The 19111-nt window shown below is 34.5% G+C and carries 17 protein-coding genes; 2 read left to right on the top strand and 15 right to left on the bottom strand.

The features are described 5' to 3' along the window. Positions 1-19 precede the first annotated feature (19 nt). From fldA to CVT00_RS01450, 4 genes are all read right to left on the bottom strand, one after another. Positions 20-511, bottom strand: coding sequence for a flavodoxin FldA (gene fldA / locus CVT00_RS01465; RefSeq protein ID WP_103558659.1), 492 nt, complete (start codon positions 509-511; stop codon positions 20-22). 11 nt (positions 512-522) lie between these two features. Next, complete coding sequence (locus CVT00_RS01460; protein ID WP_103558660.1) at positions 523-1236, bottom strand: UDP-N-acetylmuramate--alanine ligase; 714 nt, start codon at positions 1234-1236, stop codon at positions 523-525. 3 nt (positions 1237-1239) lie between these two features. Further along, positions 1240-1551: a DUF2325 domain-containing protein gene (locus CVT00_RS01455; protein ID WP_002939277.1), complete on the bottom strand. Its 312-nt coding sequence runs from the start codon at positions 1549-1551 to the stop codon at positions 1240-1242. A gap of 136 nt (positions 1552-1687) precedes the next feature. Beyond that, positions 1688-2854 carry a sugar transporter gene (locus CVT00_RS01450; protein ID WP_103558661.1) on the bottom strand — a complete coding sequence of 389 codons (1167 nt, stop codon included), beginning with the start codon at positions 2852-2854 and terminating at the stop codon, positions 1688-1690. 156 nt (positions 2855-3010) lie between these two features. Between CVT00_RS01450 and nifJ the strand changes: the two genes are divergently transcribed. Together nifJ and CVT00_RS01440 are read left to right on the top strand one after the other, a co-directional pair. Further along, positions 3011-6589, top strand: coding sequence for a pyruvate:ferredoxin (flavodoxin) oxidoreductase (gene nifJ / locus CVT00_RS01445; RefSeq protein WP_107915958.1), 3579 nt, complete (start codon positions 3011-3013; stop codon positions 6587-6589). 97 nt (positions 6590-6686) lie between these two features. Next, positions 6687-7193, top strand: coding sequence for a DNA-deoxyinosine glycosylase (locus CVT00_RS01440; protein ID WP_107915960.1), 507 nt, complete (start codon positions 6687-6689; stop codon positions 7191-7193). 204 nt (positions 7194-7397) lie between these two features. Here CVT00_RS01440 and CVT00_RS01435 read toward each other — a convergent pair whose 3' ends face one another. The 11 genes from CVT00_RS01435 to CVT00_RS01375 form a co-directional block, all read right to left on the bottom strand. Then, a complete protein-coding gene (locus tag CVT00_RS01435; protein WP_107915962.1) occupies positions 7398-10181 on the bottom strand; it encodes a hypothetical protein in 2784 nt (927 codons plus the stop codon). Then, positions 10181-11374: a lysozyme inhibitor LprI family protein gene (locus tag CVT00_RS01430; protein ID WP_107915964.1), complete on the bottom strand. Its 1194-nt coding sequence runs from the start codon at positions 11372-11374 to the stop codon at positions 10181-10183. Before CVT00_RS01430 ends, CVT00_RS01435 begins: the two co-directional genes overlap by 1 nt. A 365-nt stretch (positions 11375-11739) precedes the next feature. Further along, positions 11740-12591, bottom strand: a complete 852-nt coding sequence (locus tag CVT00_RS01425) for a lysozyme inhibitor LprI family protein (RefSeq protein WP_196376878.1) — start codon at positions 12589-12591, stop codon at positions 11740-11742. 79 nt (positions 12592-12670) lie between these two features. Then, positions 12671-13030, bottom strand: a complete 360-nt coding sequence (locus tag CVT00_RS01420) for a hypothetical protein (protein WP_181000500.1) — start codon at positions 13028-13030, stop codon at positions 12671-12673. A gap of 31 nt (positions 13031-13061) precedes the next feature. Then, the gene (locus CVT00_RS10350; RefSeq protein ID WP_262367837.1) at positions 13062-13193 is read right to left on the bottom strand and encodes a hypothetical protein; all 132 of its coding nucleotides are present in this window, start codon (positions 13191-13193) and stop codon (positions 13062-13064) included. Between the two features lie 331 nt (positions 13194-13524). After that, positions 13525-13899 carry a hypothetical protein gene (locus tag CVT00_RS01410; protein WP_141090412.1) on the bottom strand — a complete coding sequence of 125 codons (375 nt, stop codon included), beginning with the start codon at positions 13897-13899 and terminating at the stop codon, positions 13525-13527. 1417 nt (positions 13900-15316) lie between these two features. Then, entirely contained in the window at positions 15317-15688 is a 372-nt protein-coding gene (locus CVT00_RS01405) for a hypothetical protein (protein WP_196376877.1), read from the bottom strand. Positions 15689-15690: 2 nt separating this feature from the next. Next, complete coding sequence (locus CVT00_RS01400; protein ID WP_196376876.1) at positions 15691-16338, bottom strand: hypothetical protein; 648 nt, start codon at positions 16336-16338, stop codon at positions 15691-15693. Between the two features lie 276 nt (positions 16339-16614). Beyond that, a complete protein-coding gene (locus CVT00_RS01395) occupies positions 16615-16899 on the bottom strand; it encodes a hypothetical protein (protein WP_107915969.1) in 285 nt (94 codons plus the stop codon). A gap of 138 nt (positions 16900-17037) precedes the next feature. Then, positions 17038-17421 carry a hypothetical protein gene (locus CVT00_RS01390; protein ID WP_196376875.1) on the bottom strand — a complete coding sequence of 128 codons (384 nt, stop codon included), beginning with the start codon at positions 17419-17421 and terminating at the stop codon, positions 17038-17040. A gap of 1030 nt (positions 17422-18451) precedes the next feature. Beyond that, positions 18452-18604: a hypothetical protein gene (locus CVT00_RS01375; protein WP_196376874.1), complete on the bottom strand. Its 153-nt coding sequence runs from the start codon at positions 18602-18604 to the stop codon at positions 18452-18454. Positions 18605-19111: the final 507 nt, after the last annotated feature.

Below are 19111 nucleotides of genomic sequence, written 5' to 3'. Positions count from 1 at the left end.
GAAGATCTAGCTAAATTTATTACGCAAAATATGGTTTTATCTGCTCGATCCAAGCTGAAATTCTACCCTCTGTCTTGTCACTTTGGTTATCAGCATCAAGCGCTAGACCTACAAATTTACCGCCTCTTACGGCATCAGAGCCATCAAATGTATATCCATCAGTGCTAACCTCGCCCACTATCTTTGCGCCTGCTTTTACGACCTCATCGTAAAGCTTTGCCATGCCGTTACAGTACTCATCTGAGTAGCTCTCGCTATCGCCCATGCCAAAAACAGCGACCGTTTTGCCACTTAAATTTAACGCTTTAAAGTCAAATGCGTCCCAGTCGTCTTGCAGGTCGCCACTGCCCCAGGTCGATGTGCCAAGAATGAGCTTATCAAAGCCATTTAGCTTCGCTGCATCCACGTCAGAGACGTTTAAAAGCTCGTTTTCAAGCCCCAAACCCTCGCTTATAAGCTTTGCTGCATCTTCGGTATTTCCCATGCTACTTCCATAAACTATACCTATCATTTTTATCCTTTTTAAAAAATTTTACTAATAATCGTATAAGGCACGAGCTTTATGCACCCTCTTGCAAAGCAGTGTCTAACCTCAACGTGCCGCCTAAATTCCTCATTTCTAGGGCAGACGATATAAACCATCTCGCACTCACTACCAAGCGCGCAAACGGCTGCATCGATGTCCTCGTTTAAATTTCTCATATCATCAAAGCTCACCCTTTTAAAGCTTGGCATGACGCTGAGTAAATTTTTGCCATCTTTTTTGACTGAGATGACGCCGCCATTTAGCACGACCTCTTTGTCCTGATGGCGGAGGCGTATTTTATCATAAACAAACTGGCAAAACATCTGCGCTGCGTCAATGAAAAACTCAAATTTCCCGCTTTTATAAAGCATCTTTATCATCTTTGCAGCTGCCATTTTTGGCTCTTTTGCTACAAATTTCAACGCTTTAAAGTCATTTTTCAAATAAGCATTTATGATGATGTTTGAAGGCATGCAAAAGCTATCAACTGGTTTGAAATTTAAAAATTTCTCACGCAGCAAGAAATTTATCCTAGCCTCAAAAATATCTTTGAAATTTAGAAATTTAGCGTAAGAAAGCGGGATCTTTAGCTCGCTTTCTACGCCAACATTATAAAGTGCGATGAAAATTTTTGCACGCGAAAACTTGTCAAGCTTTGCAAAAATACTTGGAGTTATTTCGCCAATATCTGATAAAAACCCGAACTTCATCGATTATTCTTTGCATCCAAATTCCTTATCTAGGCCAAAGACCTTACAATACTCGCAAAATACGCAACTAACGCTTCTTTTTGCACAAACGATAGGGATATTTCTCTTTTTTGCTTGAGTTTTAATGGTCTTCATCGTGTTGTGATTTAAAAAGCTAGTTAGCATCACCACGCACTCAGTATCTTGTGGGATCGGCTTGCGATTTACGCGGTTTTCATTTCTAGCGTCCCAGTGCTCTATCTTTTCAGCTCCCAAATCATGCAAAACAGCCTTAATAGGCGTGATCTCATCTGCTCCGATAACTAAAACTGACATAACAAGCTCCTAAAATTTATTCGTTTTCTGATAACGATTATAAAAAAGTTTAGCTAAAATTATTCTTAGTTATGATATTTATTATCACTTATTTGTAGAAATTTGTAACGTTTTTGGTTTTTTAAAAAGGCTAAATTTAATTAGCCTTTTTAAATTTAATTGCCGCAACGAAAAAAATGACAAGCCCAGCCACTGCAAAAAGGCTGCCAACGTTGCCGATATTTTGCTCGCCAAGATGAACTATCGTTTGATGGCCTATTAGCGCGCCAGCTCCTATGCCGATATTATAAATAGCTGAATATATCGCCATCGCAGCGTCCGTGGCATTTGAGGCTAAGCTTAGCACCTTGATCTGAAAGCTCATATTTATCCCAGCTATGCCAAGCCCCCAGATAAAGGCAAGCGCAAGCATCAAGCTCTCATTTGTAGCGATGAAATTTAACGTCAGTAAGCAGGCTAAAATGATCGCTATTGAGGTAGCTGTAAAAGCATTTGGTATGAGCTTATAAAATTTAGAGAAAAGCCAGCTTGCTACGATGCCAGCGACGCCAAACAAAAGCAAAAATATGGTGATAAATTTACCATCAAAGCCGCTTATATCTTTAGCAAATGGCTCGATGTAGCTATAAGTGCTAAAATGCGCACTGATAACGATAGCAGTTAGCAAAAATACTACCATCAAAAAGCCATTTCTTGCAAGCTCCGGCAAGCTCTTTAGCGAGCCTGAGTTTTTGCTAGGCAAAAGTGGCAAAATTTTATATAGCCAAGCACCAACGCCCACAGCAAAGATCCCTATGAGCCCAAATGTGACACGCCAGCCCAAGCTATCGCCTAAAATCCTACCAAGCGGCAAACCAAGTATCATCGCCATCGATGTGCCAAGCGCTAAAAGCCCCAGAGCTTGCGAGCTTTTATTGATAGGTGCCACCCTAACAGCAAGCGAGGCAGTGATCGACCAAAATATGGCGTGTGAGATAGCTATTAGCACGCGAGCTATGACTAAAACAGTAAAATTCCAAGCAAGAGCGCAAAGTGCGTGAGAAGCCACAAAAATGATAAAAACCTTTAAGAGTAGCGATCTTCGCTCTAAATTTGCAGTTAACAGCATAAATGGTAGCGAGAGTATCGTCACACTCCACGCATATATCGTGATGATGAGCCCAGTATCAGCCGTACTCATGCCAAAATCCTTTGCTATGTCGCTTAAAAGCGGTACCGGCACGAACTCAGTTGTATTAAATATAAAAGCTGCAAAAGCTAACGCGATAACCCTTAGATAGGCTATTTTATGAATATTTATCAAAATTTCATCCTTTTTACTTTGCCTCTACAATATTAAAATTTGACTTACATCTTAGTTATTTATAAATTTTAATTTTTTAATGATAGAGATTAATGACAAATTTTGGATTATTTCCTTATAATAAAGCCATTTTTAAGATAATTTTAAGGCGGAAATATGTCAAAAATAATGAAAACTATGGATGGAAACGAGGCCGCAGCTTACGCATCGTACGCATTTACAGAGGTGGCTGGAATTTACCCTATCACTCCTAGCTCGCCTATGGCTGACTACACTGACCTTTGGGCAGCGCAGGGCAAGAAAAATTTATTTGGTATGCCAGTAAAAGTAGTCGAGATGCAAAGCGAGGGCGGCGCAGCTGGCACGGTACATGGCTCGCTACAAGTTGGCGCGCTAACTACGACCTACACAGCTTCTCAAGGCCTACTTTTAAAAATTCCAAATATGTATAAAATAGCAGGCCAGCTCCTCCCTGGCGTCATCCACGTCTCAGCTCGCTCGCTAGCGGCGCAGGCACTTTCAATATTTGGCGACCACCAAGATATCTACGCCTGTCGCCAAACTGGCTTTGCTATGCTAGCAAGTGGCTCAGTGCAAGAGGTGATGGACATCGCTGGTGTGGCGCATTTAGCAGCGATCAAGGGTCGCGTGCCATTTTTACACTTCTTTGATGGCTTTAGAACGAGCCATGAAATTCAAAAAGTAGAAGTGATGGACTACGCGCACTTTGATAGGCTACTTGATAGAGAGGCGCTACAAAAATTTAGAGACGAAGCACTAAATCCAGAGAGCCCAAAAACAAGAGGCACAGCGCAAAACGATGATATCTACTTTCAAACAAGAGAGCTAAGCAACCGCTTTTATGACGCGGTGCCAGACATCGTGGCAAACTACCTAGCTGAAATTTCAAAGATCACTGGTCGTGACTACAAGCCATTTAACTACTACGGCGACCCAGAAGCGACACGTGTCATCGTAGCCATGGGCTCAGTGACGCAAACTCTTGAAGAGGTCATGGATTATCTAAACGCAAAAGGCGAAAAAGTGGGCATTATCAAGGTGCATTTGTACCGCCCGTTTAGCACAAAGTATCTATTTGATGTGATGCCAAAGAGCGTGAAAAAAATAGCCGTTCTTGACCGCACAAAAGAGCCTGGCAGTCTTGGCGAGCCGCTATATCTTGATATAAAAGCTGCATTTTACGGCCAAAAGGACGCCCCGATCATAGTTGGCGGCAGATACGGCCTAAGCTCAAAGGACGTCGATCCTGCGCAGATGCTAGCTGTGTTTGAAAATTTAAACCAAAGCGAGCCAAAAAATGGCTTTACGGTGGGTATCGTTGATGACGTCACTTTTACGTCGCTACCAACTGGAGAGAAAATTTCACTAAGCGATGAGAGCGTTAAAGAGTGCTTATTTTACGGCCTTGGCGCTGATGGCACCGTGGGCGCGAACAAAAACTCAATAAAGATCATCGGCGATAAGACTGATCTTTACGCACAGGCATATTTTGCCTACGATAGTAAAAAATCGGGCGGTTACACGCGCTCGCACCTTCGCTTTGGCAAAAAGCCGATCCGCTCGACATATCTCGTCTCAAACCCGCACTTTGTAGCCTGCTCAGTCGCAGCATATCTTGAAATTTACGACGTGATTGATGGCATCAGAGAAAACGGCACATTTTTATTAAACTCTATCTGGGACGCAGAGCAGACCATAGCGAAGCTACCAAATAAAGTTAAGAAAATTTTAGCTAGCAAAAATATAAATTTCTACATCATAAACGCAACCAAACTAGCGCACGATATCGGCCTTAAAAACCGCACAAATACCATAATGCAGTCGGCATTTTTCAAGCTTGCTGATATCATACCATTTGAAGATGCGCAAAAATATATGAAAGAGTACGCTCACAAAGCCTATGCTAAAAAAGGCGAAGCGATCGTGCAGATGAACTACAACGCTATCGACGTTGGCGCAAATGGGCTTATAAAGGTGTCAGTTGATCCTGCGTGGGCAAATTTAGCAGATGACGCTCAAAAAGATGAAAAATACATCGGCAACAGCTTCATCGAAAACGTCGTAAAACCGATAAATGCAGCTCGCGGTGACAGCCTGCCAGTCTCAGCCTTCATAGGCTACGAAGACGGCCACTTTGAAGCTGGCACGACGGCTTACGAGAAGCGTGGTGTTGGCGTCATGGTGCCAAAATGGATCGAGCAAAACTGCATCCAGTGCAACCAGTGCGCATTTGTCTGCCCACACGCTGTAATCAGGCCATTTTTGATAGACGAGAACGAGCTTAGTGCAGCCCCAGATGGCGTAAAAGAGCACAACCTAGAAGCCAAAGGCAAAGAGGTCAAGGGACTAAAATACAAGATCCAAGTAAGCCCGCTAGACTGCACAGGCTGCGAGCTGTGCGCGCAAAACTGCCCAAGCAAGGAGAAATCGCTCGTAATGGTGCCGCTTGAAGAAGAGCTAGGCAAAAACGAACAAGAAAACGCTGATTATCTATTTAAAAAGGTCGCTTACAAAGACGATCTCATGAACAAAGAGAGCGTTAAAGGTGTTGGCTTTGCTAAGCCGCTCTTTGAATTCCACGGCGCTTGCCCGGGATGTGGCGAAACTCCGTATATCACGCTTATTACAAGGCTCTTTGGTGAGCGCATGATCGTTGCAAACGCGACTGGTTGTAGCTCGATATATGGCGGCTCAGCCCCATCTACTCCGTACACCACAAATGACGATGGCAAGGGCATTGCGTGGGCAAATTCGCTATTTGAAGATAACGCCGAGTTTGGCATGGGTATGAACGTAGCGATCGAGACTATGCGCCACCGCATCGAAGATATCATGAGAAACAACATAGACAGCGTACCAAACGCACTTTCAGCGCTTTACAACGACTGGATAAATTTCAAAAATGATGGCGTTAAAACGCAAGAGATCACGAAAAATTTATTGCCTATTTTAGAGCAAAATTTAAACGCGCCAGGCGTAAAAGAAATTTTAGAGCTTAAGAAATTTCTCGTCAAAAAGTCGCAATGGATCATCGGCGGCGACGGCTGGGCGTATGACATCGGCTTTGGCGGACTTGACCATGTGCTAGCTAGCGGCGAGAACGTAAATGTGCTAGTGCTTGACACCGAAGTTTATTCAAATACTGGCGGCCAAAGTTCAAAATCAAGCCGCGCAGGCTCGATAGCACAATTTACAGCTAGCGGCAAACCGGCTCAGAAAAAGGACCTTGGCTACATCGCGATGACTTACGGCAACATTTTTGTAGCGCAGATCAACTCAAACGCGAGCCAAGCAAATGTGATAAAAGCGATCACAGCAGCCGAAGCGTATGATGGCCCAAGTCTCATCATCGCCTACTCTCCGTGCATCGCTCACGGCATCAAAGGCGGCTTATCGCAGTCAGGCGGCCAGGGCGAGCTCGCTACAAAATGCGGATACTGGCCGACATACCTATACGATCCGCGCCTTTTAAAAGAGGGACAAAATCCGCTCAAAATCACCTCAAAAGAGCCAGACTGGTCGCTTTATGAAGAGTTTCTGCTAAACGAAGTTCGCTACAACTCGCTTAAAAAGACCAACCCTGAGCACGCAGACGAGCTACTAGCTAAAAACAAAGCTGATGCGCAAAGACGCTACCGCCAGCTAAAACGCCTAAGCCTAGCAGACTTTAGCGACGAGATAGAGAGCAGCGAAGCTGCGCAAAGTGCTGAGTAAATTTAAATTTCTCTTGCCAAATTTAAACGGCAAGAGAAAATTTCATTAAATTTAGCCGTTTTTTGGCGGCTAAATTTTCAAATTTAAAAGGTGGAAAATGAGCCAAACGCACCCTTTTAAGCCCATTTTTGATAAAAACTCTAAAATTTTGATCCTAGGCTCATTTCCCTCTGTCATCTCTCGTAAATTTGGCTTTTATTATACAAATCCGCAAAACCGCTTTTGGCGGGTATTGGCTGGGATTTTAAATGCTGATGTACCAGAAAGCACGGATGAAAAGATAAAATTTCTACTCTCTCATCACATCGCGATATATGACGCAGCGCTATCATGCGAGATAGAGGGCTCAAGCGATGCAAAAATGAGCAAGATCGCACCTGTAAATTTAAAGCCATTATTTAAAGAAGCAAATATCACGCAAGTCTATGCAAACGGCGGCAAGGCTTATGAAATTTGCAAAAAATACTTAGAAGGTGAGATCATAAAAGCGACAAAAAATGAAGTAATCAAACTACCATCAACCAGCCCTGCAAATGCTAAATTTAGCCTTGAAAAGCTCATGCACGAATGGAAAGTAGTAGCCAAAACAGTAATAGAAAGTTAAATTTAGTTAATTTGCTTGTCTGTTATTGCAAATGCTAAAATATAAAACAAAGCCTCACTTTCTGGCCAATTTCATAAACTCCAATTTTTTCTCTTGAAAAAATTCACATATTTAATAGTGCTTAAGACAAGATATTTATGAAGTCTGAATCTATAATCATAAATTTTCCATCACACTACTTATATTTTTAAGATATCGCCCCCCCTACCCAACTTCTAGCTTAACCTCTTTGCTATCTAGTCCAACTCTTTGTTTTACTTCGTTAAATTTTTGGATAAATCTATTTTTATTCTCACTATCTATCAAATTTATTCCGCTTTTCGTAGATGATACTCTTTGTATATTGCTATCTCTTACATAAATTTTACATGGCTCTACATATGATCTATCTTTGCCATCTATGCTTTGGTAGCATGTCTCACTTAGCTTATCATCTTCATATATATCTATATCGCCACCGCTTAAATTTGAGTTTATATAATAAACCCCTTTAGGCATATGCTCTACTTTCTCATCTTTGCTCTCTTTATCAAAGATACCGCCAGACAAGCTTGTATCAAAGCACATAGTGGCATCAGTATGCCCAAACTCATATATACAAAGCTTGCCATTAGAGTATTTTAAATAGATAGGCGCTTTTATATCTACTCTAATATGCGTCTTTCCAAATTTAGTCTTAAACGCAGGTAATCTTAGATAGGCAAAAAACATTATGATATGGTTGCCATGATTTAGTCTTTTTAGTAGCTCTTTATCTTTTATATCATCTTTTGGGCTAAAGGTGATCTTTTTACCTTTAAATTTCTCTTCGCTTAAATTTATCGCCCCTGCTACCTTATCTACCATAACCTCACTATTATATTTATCCTCTCTTATCACCTTATAAGCCCAGCTTATCTCTTTGTAGTCATCATCTCCCTTGTTTGGCAGATAAACAGCCTCTAAATTTAAAGTATCCTTTATGCTTAGATTTGTAGCGTCACTACTTTCTGAAGTATTTAGCCTTATCTCAGTTATATTTTTTTGATAAACGACCGTAGATACTTTGATATCAAACTCAGCACCCCCATCTTTTTTATCTTTACTAGCCAAAGTTACAACAGCGGTGTCTTCTTTAGCATGTATCTCGCCAGTGTCATACCTTTTGCTTAGATCAAATGTAGCTATGATAAATTTTGAAGTTTTTTTAAAGCCTGAAGAGTTTTTGTCTAAATTTATATTTATTCTAAATTTAGCCGTGTATGAGTTTTCAGAGCTACTATTACTATCTACATCTTTATCATCGTTTTTCTTTAGGTAGTAAGAGGGATAGACCCTTTTATCTTCACCATTATGAAGATACACCTCTTTTATATCGGAGCTTTTACCCTCTTCATCCTCTATGATCAGATCACTCACTACTAGGTTGAAATTTCCTTCATTTTTTGTAGAGATACTATCAGTAGCGTCTGGTAGCCTTAGCTTTATATCAAACATGCTTGAAGCCTTGTCGCTTCTTATGCTATAGCTGTTTTCTTTAGCAAAATTTAAGAGATTAAAGTTCATTTTTTCAAAGAAGTTAAGAGTTATTACATTGCCGCTATTAAAGGCATATCCCTCATCTTGTGATATGAAAATTCCATTAGCATTTTTATATATGATAGTCTCACCATTTGTAGAAGGCTTTATAAAGCTTATCTCTTCATCTCTTGAGTTTTTATTAGGCTCTCTTACATCTTGCTTATAGTTCATAAGCACTATCTCACTCTCATTGCTATTTCCATCTGGGTTTAAATTTGAACAATCAAGCGATGTATTATCTGCTAAGACGATAGTAAAGGTTGTGTTTTTTGGTTGGATAGGCATTACAGGAAGGGCTGAAGCTGTTGGATATATAAGCAAGATATCTCTCTTAGCCTCAGGCCTAAACTCACCATTTTCTGCTCTTATCTTTAAGAGTTTATTTATCCTTGAGATATTATGGCTATTATCATCTTTTGTGGTGATCACATAGATATCTTCTAGCTTAAAGGTTTTTGAGGTGACATCTTTTAAAAGAGCATTTATCTTATCTGCAAAAAATTGCAAGATAGTATTGTATTTTCTGTAGTGTGTGTTGAAATCAGCATTTCCCCTTGAGTAGCCAGCTATAGTTCTATTGCCTTTAAATTCCTTAGTGGTCTCATAAGCTATAGCGTTTTGTAGATAGGTTATAGATGGTTCATCTTTCTCTTTTATCTTTGCTACGTTTAAAAGAGAAAATAGATCCAAACACTCTTCAAAGGATATTGCGTTTATGCTTATGTTAGTTAGGGCATTATTATTAAGCGCTTCATTATTTTCATTACTTTCAAAAAGTCCAAATTCATTTGACTCTATAAATCTTCGTTTAGCTATGCCTATATTATTATCACCATTACTCTTATATCTTATCTCATACCAAGCTCCAAAGCGGTTTCTAGCTCTTAAGCGAGCTTTTAGACCGTCTCCTACAAGGCTTGGATTATTATATGTCATGCTCATTAGGGCTATATATTCATTGCTACCTATACTATTTTCATCTATCTTACTCTCTTGTGGGCTTATAGAGGTATAGGCTAGTTTTTTATTTAGACCATCTCTAAATATTTCAACAACCTCTGGCAATATATCGCCGATTTGTTTATCATCTAAATTAAATTCTCCAAATTTAGCACTCTTTCCATCTTCTGTCTTTATGCTATCAAGATACTCTGATACCTTAGATCTTAGATTTTCATTAGTTTTTACCTCTACTCCATTGATAGTATTAAGTAGTCCAGTAAATTCTTTTTCATCCATCTTAGGATCAGAATATTTCTTATCACAAACTTTTTGTAATATATCTTTTAAGGTTACATTAAAACCGCAACCTATAGTAGCTATCTTATTAGTATCGTAATATAGTTCATATATAAAATCTTCAGCATCTTTTAATGTATCTCTTAGTTTATTTTTAAAATTGCTAGCATTTCTCTCATTTATTGGCATTAAAACTCCTTAAACTGGTTAAGATACTCTCTTATAAGCTTAGTATCATTTCTATCTTTAAATCTGCTTTGGATAGGCATTCTACATATAAGCTTATTACCATGTCCTCCTGCAAAAACTCTAAAGAAAAATTTATCAGCTATAATAAGAGAAGGCGTAGTGGAATAATTATTTGTGTCAACATAATCTCCAAATTTGTCCTTAACGTCTACTCCTAAACTTGAAGCATATAGTATCCTAACCATTCCATCTGAAAGTATATTTGCATCATAGCTTTTATCAATACCATATATTGCACTACTAAAACCATATGTATCATTTTTTATAACTTTTTTATAGACTTCTGTTGGAAAATTTTCATCCTTTTCATAGTCTAAGCCTCTTTTTTTAAACTCTTCCTTGGTATCTTCTACCTCTTTAAATTTAGGGTTTTTACTATCTATCGTAGAGTATCCATATAAAAAATCATCAAATCTCATACTAGACCTTGTGCAATAAGGCTTATATGTTTTACTTCTTAGATCATATATCTCTTTCTCTTCTCCGCCTATGCCTACGCACATGATAAAGCTTCCAACTGGAGCAAAATCAAGCTTTGTGTAGTAATAGTTCTTAGTGGTATTTAACTCTCTTTTCGCAATGTCTTTACCAAGAGCATTAATTAGAAATTTCTCATAAAACTCTTTATCTTCCCCGTAAGGTGGATTATCTTTATTTACAGGCTTTGGGGAGTCCATCCAGAATTTTTGAGTAAAGTAGTTATAGCATAGATCATTTGTGCTATTTTTATCATTTATTGAAAACCCTGTTTTTACGTCATAATCTGATATTATAATACTTAGCCTATTGTCGTAGCTACTAAAAACACAACTTCTAAATTCTTTCTTGTCCTTTTTACTACTGCATGCATCTCTATCCTTAGTCCATTTTATCTGACTTTGTTTTAGCTTTTCTAAATATGGCTTTATCTTCTCTTTAGCCTCTTCATTCATATAAGCAAGGTCATATTTGCCCATCATTAGATCATAGGCTTTTTGCATATCTCTATCTAGTGTAGAAAGAACTTCGTCAGAACATACTAGTTTTTCTACTCTTGTTTTAGCTTTAGAACAATCAAAGCTAGGCTGGATTTTTTCACTTGAGTAGAGGTTTGATGTAAATAACAACAAAGATATAACTATAATTTTTTTCATTAAAACTCCTTAAACTGATTAAGATACTCTCTTATAAGCTTAGTATCATTTCTATCTTTAAATCTGCTTTGGATAGGCATTCTACATATAAGATTATTAGCATATTCTCCCGTAAAAACCCTAAAGAAAAATTTATCAGCAACTATAAGAATAGGCCAATCAGAAGATTTACTTGAGAGAAAATGTTCTCCAAATTTCTCTTTTGATTTTTCCCAGCCTAAATTTGAAGCATATAGTATTCTTACCATCCCATCTGAAAGTATATTTGCATCATAGTTTTTTTAGAAAAAAAGTATATAAGAAGTTAATAAAGTGATCTGTATGATTTTTTTAACAGTTTTTATAGACTTCTGTTGAAAAAGCTATCATCTTTTTTCATAGTCTAGACCTCTTTTTTTAAACTCTTCTTTAGTCTCTTCTACCTCTTTAAATTTAAGTCCAGACTCTGGTTTTCTCCCAGGTTTTATATAATCCCCATTTAAAAAATCACCAAACTGCATACTAGACTGTCTGCAATAAGGCTTATATGTTTTATTTCTTAGATCATATATATCTTTCTCTTCTCCGCCTATACCTACACACATGATGTAACTTCCAACTGGAGCTCCATCAAGTTGTGTGTAGTAATAATTTTTAGTGGTATTTAATTCCCTCGCTGCGATGTCTTTGCCAAGAGCATTAATGATAAATTTCTCATAAAACTCTTTATCTTCTCCATAAGGTGGGTTATCTTTATTTACAGGCTTTGGGGAGTCCATCCAGAATTTTTGAGTAAAGTAGTTATAGCATAGATCATTTGTGCTATTTTTATCATTTATTGAAAAACCTATTCTCCAATTATAACTTGGCACTATAGATTGTATTCTATTAATATATCTACTAAAGACACAGCTTCTAAATTCTTTTTCATCTTTTTTTGTATTGCAATACTTATCTCTATACTTAACCCAGTCGATCTGACTTTGTTTAAGCTTTTCTAAATATGGCTTTATCTCCTCTTTAGCCTCTTCATTCATATAAGGGATGTCATATTTGCCCATCATTAGATCATAGGCTTTTTGCATATCTCTATCTACTCTTGATATATCTTCGTCAGAACATACTAGTTTTTCTACTCTTGTTTTAGCTTTAGAACAATCAAAGCTAGGCTGGATACGATCGTTTGAGTAAAGATGTGAAGTGATGAGTACTATTGACATAACTATAAATTTTTTCATTAGAGTTCCTTTTTGTGATAATAAAATCTTGTTATTGTATCTTTTATGGGATTTATTAATCATAATTTAAAAGCGTATTTTAACGCAAATCATCTACTATTTCGTATTTGTCGTTACATTTTTTATATACAATTTTTCTAAGCTCATTGATTTTTTGCATGTATTTTGCTTCGGATTTGGGACTGGCAAAACCCTTATAGCTAAATTCTTTTTCATTGTTTATAAAAAGACTATTGTATTCTTTCATAATTTCCGTAGAGAGCCTTTTTATATCTGGGCAAGATAGCAGTTCATCTGGAAGTTTGCTATCCCAAGATATTTCATCTTCTTGCTCTACCCACGTTCCACCATTTATGTTTTCACCAAATTCATCATATATCCAAAATACGCTATCACATGCGAATTCTGTTTGTAAAACTATTTTTAACTTTTTATTCACCGCAAACTCTTTTTTGAACTATCCTGCAAGATTATTGATTTTTTACCAAAAACCACTCATCTTTTTTTACGCCAAATTCAAATTCTGCTTGCCCAAAAGCATCTTCTAAAGTCTCATGATACGTATCTGCCTGCTCTTCTCCAAATTTGTCAAGATAAAGCAAATAATATCCTTCATTGTCACTATACTTGACAATACTTAGTGCAAATGGCTTTGGCAAAAGAGTGCTGCCAGAATAGTGAATTGTTTTTGGTGTCTGCCCTAATTGCGCATTGCCCTTTAAATAAATCTTATAAAGCTCTCTCATTTTTGACTATCCCCAATAATTTCTACCGCCGTATTTTCTATTATTTTTCCACCACTTTAAGTATAAATTTAGCCTATCAATGCTTGTCATCGCTTCAAATTTACCCTCATCTAGTTTTATATAGCACCATCTTAGAAATAGTAAATGCAAGGAAGTAAATTTATTGATTTTTACCAATACTACATTATTAAACTTTATGTTCAGCTATCAAGTTCGCATCTTCATCAAAATCATTATCTGTATCCGTATTATTATTTTTACAAATAGTATCAAGTTTATTTTTATATTCTTTTATAGCTAGGAGCTCATTATTATCAAATAAGTACTTATTTTCTGGCCTTTGTATAAGTTCTAATGGATTAATTATCTCATTTACTAATTCATCGCCCCAAGTATATTTATCAGTAGTAGCATTGTCTATATATTTTTTTTGATATTCAGTAGAAGCTAATTCAAATAGCCTTTCTAATAATATTTTTTTAGTTGATACATTTTTATTTTCCCATAATAGCATTAAGATTTCCGTAAATTGGTATATGCGTTCTATTTTCTTTTCTACCACCAATATTTCCAAAATTATCTAAGTAATTGCCACTTGTATCTTGTATTCTTAAAATCCAACCTTGTTTAGTATTAAGAGAACTATCTAATTTGTGACTTTCCACAATGCTATGGCTTCTTTAATCTCTGTTTTTATAAGCCTTAAATGGCACTATAACTTCTTCTTGCTCCCAAACCTTAAGCTCTTTTATACTCTTTTGTTTTGGTTATATTGTAAATTTCATCATAAATTTTTGCAAAAATTCAACAATTATCTCTTTTTCATCTATCTTAAACTGCAAAAAAATCTATACGTTTTTTCATTAAGCAAATCTGATTTAAAAAAATACTTGTATAAACATGTCTTCGACTATAAATTCTGACCACATCAAATAAAAAAATAGATAAATTGTGGCAAATAATATCTAAATGCTTCATCATTAAAAATTTGCAAAATCAGTAGATAAAATTTTTATTTTTATCTTTTTCAAGTTCAAACAAATCCTTTCCTTGCAAATCATTTTCAATCATTGTATCCTGTAAGCATGGATTTGTTATCATCTTTGGTCTTGGCAAATTTTCTATTACTAAGCAAATTTTTTATTTTTATTTTTGTAAGTTCATTTATAAATTGTTCATACTCTTTTTGGCACTTGTGGGTTTTCATTAAATAAAAAGTGGCATATATTTATAAATATCAACCATTAAAATTTTCTTGATATACATTATCCAATCGCCAATCTATCGTATTATAATGTATAGTTGTATCTTCTACATTTTCTATAACTAAATCTCCGTTTTTTTAATGCCAAAATTTATTATTTCATTTAGTTCATCTAATGAATATTCTCCATTCGTTATGAAATAAATTATAAATTCTACTTATTATCGCATCTTCTTCAATAGTTGAAGATAAAAATTCTATTAAATCGTCTTTTTCATTTTTTTGCCTACTTTAACGGAATATGAACAATTTCACTACCGACTGTTACTTTCAGATACGGATTACCATGAATATCATCCTTGGATTTTTATATCCTTGATTTAATTCAAACGAACCACCTTTACCATCATAATATCTCACACCTTCTCCTTTTTAAGCGGTTCCTTAGTCCAGTTCTGTAACTCCTTGCCATAGTACTTCTCCATTATCATCTATCTCGATTTCTATATTTTTTTGTATTTATTATAATTTTCTAGATATAAAACTTCTTTTTAGATATTTTTTTCTCCATTTTTGTTATGCATATCCAAGGCATATATGCAAGCCAAGTACAAGGATGTCGCCACATATCTTTAAAAAGAAATTTAATATTTTCGTATTCATCTTTATCAAATCCGCTTTTTATAAATTTTTCTTGTTATAAAAATAATTATTTCTAAAATAAATCCATTTTTTCATAAATAGTCATACCTAAATCTATTTTGGATAATTTGTCTCAAAAATCCGTTCCGAGTTCATCTAAATTACCATCTTCTACACCAAAATCAATAAATCCAGCTAAAAAAAGTTGCCCCACAACAGCATAAAATTCACTTGCGTAAGTTGCATTGGGAGAATTTTCACCAAATTTATTATCTAATTCTTCGTGTATATAATAATTTCGAGACATATCTGGTTCATAGAAATAACATAATTCCAAAATTGCTAGTTCAAAATATTCTAAAATATCAATTTTTGTAATATTTGGAATTTGAATTAAAAATTTTAAAAAGGTGTCATCATCGTCTAATCCAAAATATCTGATCATTTCAAAATCATCATTAAAATACCAACCATCACTATCGCTTTTTATTATCTTGTATTTCATTTTTACTCCTTATAGTGAATTTTACGAATTCCACCACCTACCGGCTCAATTTCAATAGTAGCTCCGCCACTTTTAGAGGTGGGTCTATATTTTATTATAGTTCCATCATCAAGCTCTTTTCTAATTATAATTGTCTTATCATTAGCTAAAACTGGCTTAATATCTTTTGCATCTTTTGTTAATTTATCCCACACCAAGTTCAATTCATTATTGTCTTTAACAAGTCTAACTCCTTTACTCCCTTTTCCGATAGATCTTACACCAACTGTATTAAAAATTTCTAATACGGTTTCTTTACTTGTAATTTTATTCTCAACAATGTCTCCAACAGTGCCAGTAGCTACCCTATCTTCATTTCCAGTAACCCCAACCCCATCATTACCACTATTTCCATTGTGTTTTATATTTGTGTTAGAAGTTGGATTGTCTATTTTAGTAACATCACTAGTTACCTCACTAGGCTTTTTACCAAACCTATCCCAAGCTGCTTTTCCAGCTTTGTTTGCAACAGCACCAGAGCCAGTAAGTCCAGCTATAAATTCAGTATCTCTTGCAGTTACACTCTCATAGTCACCTAATACTACATCAAGGTCGCCTTTGTCTATACCTTCTTTTATTTCACTTGGTATATTTGGGATATTAGCTAACACATTGACAAATTCTTTTGGGTTACTTACTAGATAATAAACTCCCGTTATTGTATCTTTTACAAGATTTATTCCACCTTTTGCAAATCCTGTTGCAAAGTTTGCTATATCATTACTAAGCTTTGTATCTACTTTTAGATTTTTATCATAGAATTCTCTATTGTTAATAAAACTATCTAGATAGACATACCTATCCTCATATTGCTTCTTATTTGGATTAAAGGCATTTGAAAATTCCTTAATATTACCAAAGGTATTTTTCGACTTCTATAATATTGTCTAGTTCATATCATTTTCAAATTTATACAATATGTCTAATAAATTATCTATTTTTTCACGTACATTCTTTTTTAATTCAGCATCTTCTAATGTAAACATAGATAATTCAATTTTATTTTCTATATTGGATAATATCTTTCTTAGCCATTGCTCCTCTATAGCAACTATTTGCATTTCTGTTTTATATATCTTATTTTGAATAGTTTGAATATCAATATCGCCATTAATAAATCTATTACAATAATACTTCAAATCATCAATTAATTGTGGATATATCCATTTCATTGGCTAGCTCTTATAAAACTAATTATAATATTATCATTATTTTCAGTTACTACTCTAGCATCACCAAGCTGATAAATATTTCTATCAACACTATCTTCTTGGATTTACACCTTCTTTTATAATGTCTTATTATAATCTTTAATCATCTTCGTATCTTATATAAAACCAATCCATATAATGCGGCTGTTTTTTAATATTTTTCCCATTGTATTTTGTTAATATAATTTTTTCTTTATATTGTCCGTTTGCATCTAGTTCTGGTGATACAGAATATAATTCAGTTAAAGCATACGAAAAAATATCATAGTCCTCATCTGTTGGTTCATTATCTAAATAACCATATAAATAAACAGTGCCATCATCTCCATAATCAAAGGCAATGCCTCTTATATTTGGTCGTATTTCTCCTAAAAAACCTACATGCAATCCGAATAGAAGTATCGAATAAATATTTTTTTCATAATGCACCTTTAAATTTGTCTGGAAATGCTGGAACGATATGAGCCCCACCATTTTTATCAATATGGATTATTCCCCCAAGTAGTATTTTGCGATGATGAACCATCGTATTTTTTACTTCGCCTATGATCCGACCAAAATCAATTTTAAGTTTATTTTCATTTATAACTCGTATTTTTTCACTTTGTTATTTTTTAGATCATTGATTAGCTCTTTTGGATCCATATTATAAGATAATGTGCTTCTATTTTTAGCAAACCAGAAGTTTTAATGGTATCCACAGTAGTTAGCTCGGACATTTTTATTGAAATTTGTAACATTAGCATAACTTTGAAATATCATAAAATACAAAAAAATACAAATGCAAAACTTAAAGTTAGTAACTTAAATTTGAGTCTTAATTTGTATTTGGTTTTTTTATAGGCTTGATAAGTCATTTGCTAACCTAATAAATTTTTCCTGTTTTTCTATTGACCCAGCGAATATCTGGGCAATCTTTATACCAAAATTTTACAAAACTATCATTATCGTTAATTCTACCATATAATGAATTTAAATTTTTAGAAAGTTTTTGCCTTATATATTCTATTATCGTATTCGAAGTAGTATCCCAAAATTTAATATTTTGAATAATTTTTTCTTTTTCTCCACTTAGTGGCGATACAACAAGTATAAGCCCACTATCAATAAATTTTTTAACAGGTATAGGAAAGCTTCAACTTCATATTCAATTGTTTCAAATTCTAAATTATCTTGTGTAAAGAGTGTTAGCAAGGAACAGCCAAAATAATCAGCATATATTTCCATATAATTACTATCTATATTTTTTTACGTATTTTGGAGATATTTTTTTCATTTGAATTTTAGCTCCTTATATATTTGCATTCCTTTTTGTTGTGGTAGGCAAATTATATAATGTTAAATATTTTTATTTAATGTCAAAGTGTATCCAAATTCACTTATTTTTAATTACATTATCATTTTCATCGAAAAATTCAACTTCACAATCTGTTGTATTATAATTCATTACAATTGTTCCCTTTTGTTCCTTTTTAATGATAAAAAAATAATATCCTTATTATCAATTCCACTTTTACAATGAGTAATCAAATAACCATTTTTTTATTTTTACTAAATAAATATTATATTTAGCTTCTACAATATCTAATTCATTAAACATTTTATATCCTATTTTTGTTGAAATAGATGTTATTAACCTAATATTTCCATCATTATTTTTATCCATACAAATGCCAACCATTTTGATAGACGAAGATACTCACCCTACTACTATCGCCATTTTATTATTTTTCATCTATCATTTCATATTTTTAATTGTCCCATATTTTTTGCCAAACTAAGCAAAAATTTTGCAAAATTCAATAACTTTTGCTTTATCACTAAAGGATAGAAATACAAAATTTTTTCTTCATAGTTATTTTTATATTAACTTTTTCTTTAAATAATGATTTATCTATTTCTATATATTGATTTTTGTATATTTAAAATTTGAGAACTATCTTCCATATCGATTAAAGAAATTTACAACTTTTTACTTGCCAATCTAACCCCATTAACAATATCATTATTTAAATTGGGTATAAATTCAAAAATGGTACAAAAATCTTTATCAAGAGCACGATATAATAAAATTTTTTGCAAAAATAAAAATAAAGCCAAATCGGTACTAAAACAAAAAGCAGATTTGTCTTTTTATTTAAACTAACAGATAAAAAAATGTTTTTTTATCTAA

This window comes from Campylobacter concisus, from assembly GCF_003048675.2.
Lineage (GTDB): Bacteria > Campylobacterota > Campylobacteria > Campylobacterales > Campylobacteraceae > Campylobacter_A > Campylobacter_A concisus_F.
This window is presented reverse-complemented; position numbering and strand designations above follow the sequence as displayed.

What these genes read in the sequence shown, in the direction of transcription:
- CVT00_RS01405 (WP_196376877.1), bottom strand. Translation starts at nt 15,688, where the DNA reads ATGAAATACAAGATAATAAAAAGCGATAGTGATGGTTGGTATTTTAAT.
- CVT00_RS01430 (WP_107915964.1), bottom strand. Translation starts at nt 11,374, where the DNA reads ATGAAAAAAATTATAGTTATATCTTTGTTGTTATTTACATCAAACCTC.
- CVT00_RS01455 (WP_002939277.1), bottom strand. Translation starts at nt 1,551, where the DNA reads ATGTCAGTTTTAGTTATCGGAGCAGATGAGATCACGCCTATTAAGGCT.
- CVT00_RS01425 (WP_196376878.1), bottom strand. Translation starts at nt 12,591, where the DNA reads ATGAAAAAATTTATAGTTATGTCAATAGTACTCATCACTTCACATCTT.
- CVT00_RS01440 (WP_107915960.1), top strand. Translation starts at nt 6,687, where the DNA reads ATGAGCCAAACGCACCCTTTTAAGCCCATTTTTGATAAAAACTCTAAA.
- nifJ (WP_107915958.1), top strand. Translation starts at nt 3,011, where the DNA reads ATGTCAAAAATAATGAAAACTATGGATGGAAACGAGGCCGCAGCTTAC.
- CVT00_RS01460 (WP_103558660.1), bottom strand. Translation starts at nt 1,236, where the DNA reads ATGAAGTTCGGGTTTTTATCAGATATTGGCGAAATAACTCCAAGTATT.
- fldA (WP_103558659.1), bottom strand. Translation starts at nt 511, where the DNA reads ATGATAGGTATAGTTTATGGAAGTAGCATGGGAAATACCGAAGATGCA.
- CVT00_RS01375 (WP_196376874.1), bottom strand. Translation starts at nt 18,604, where the DNA reads ATGGATAAAAATAATGATGGAAATATTAGGTTAATAACATCTATTTCA.
- CVT00_RS01395 (WP_107915969.1), bottom strand. Translation starts at nt 16,899, where the DNA reads ATGAAATGGATATATCCACAATTAATTGATGATTTGAAGTATTATTGT.
- CVT00_RS01435 (WP_107915962.1), bottom strand. Translation starts at nt 10,181, where the DNA reads ATGCCAATAAATGAGAGAAATGCTAGCAATTTTAAAAATAAACTAAGA.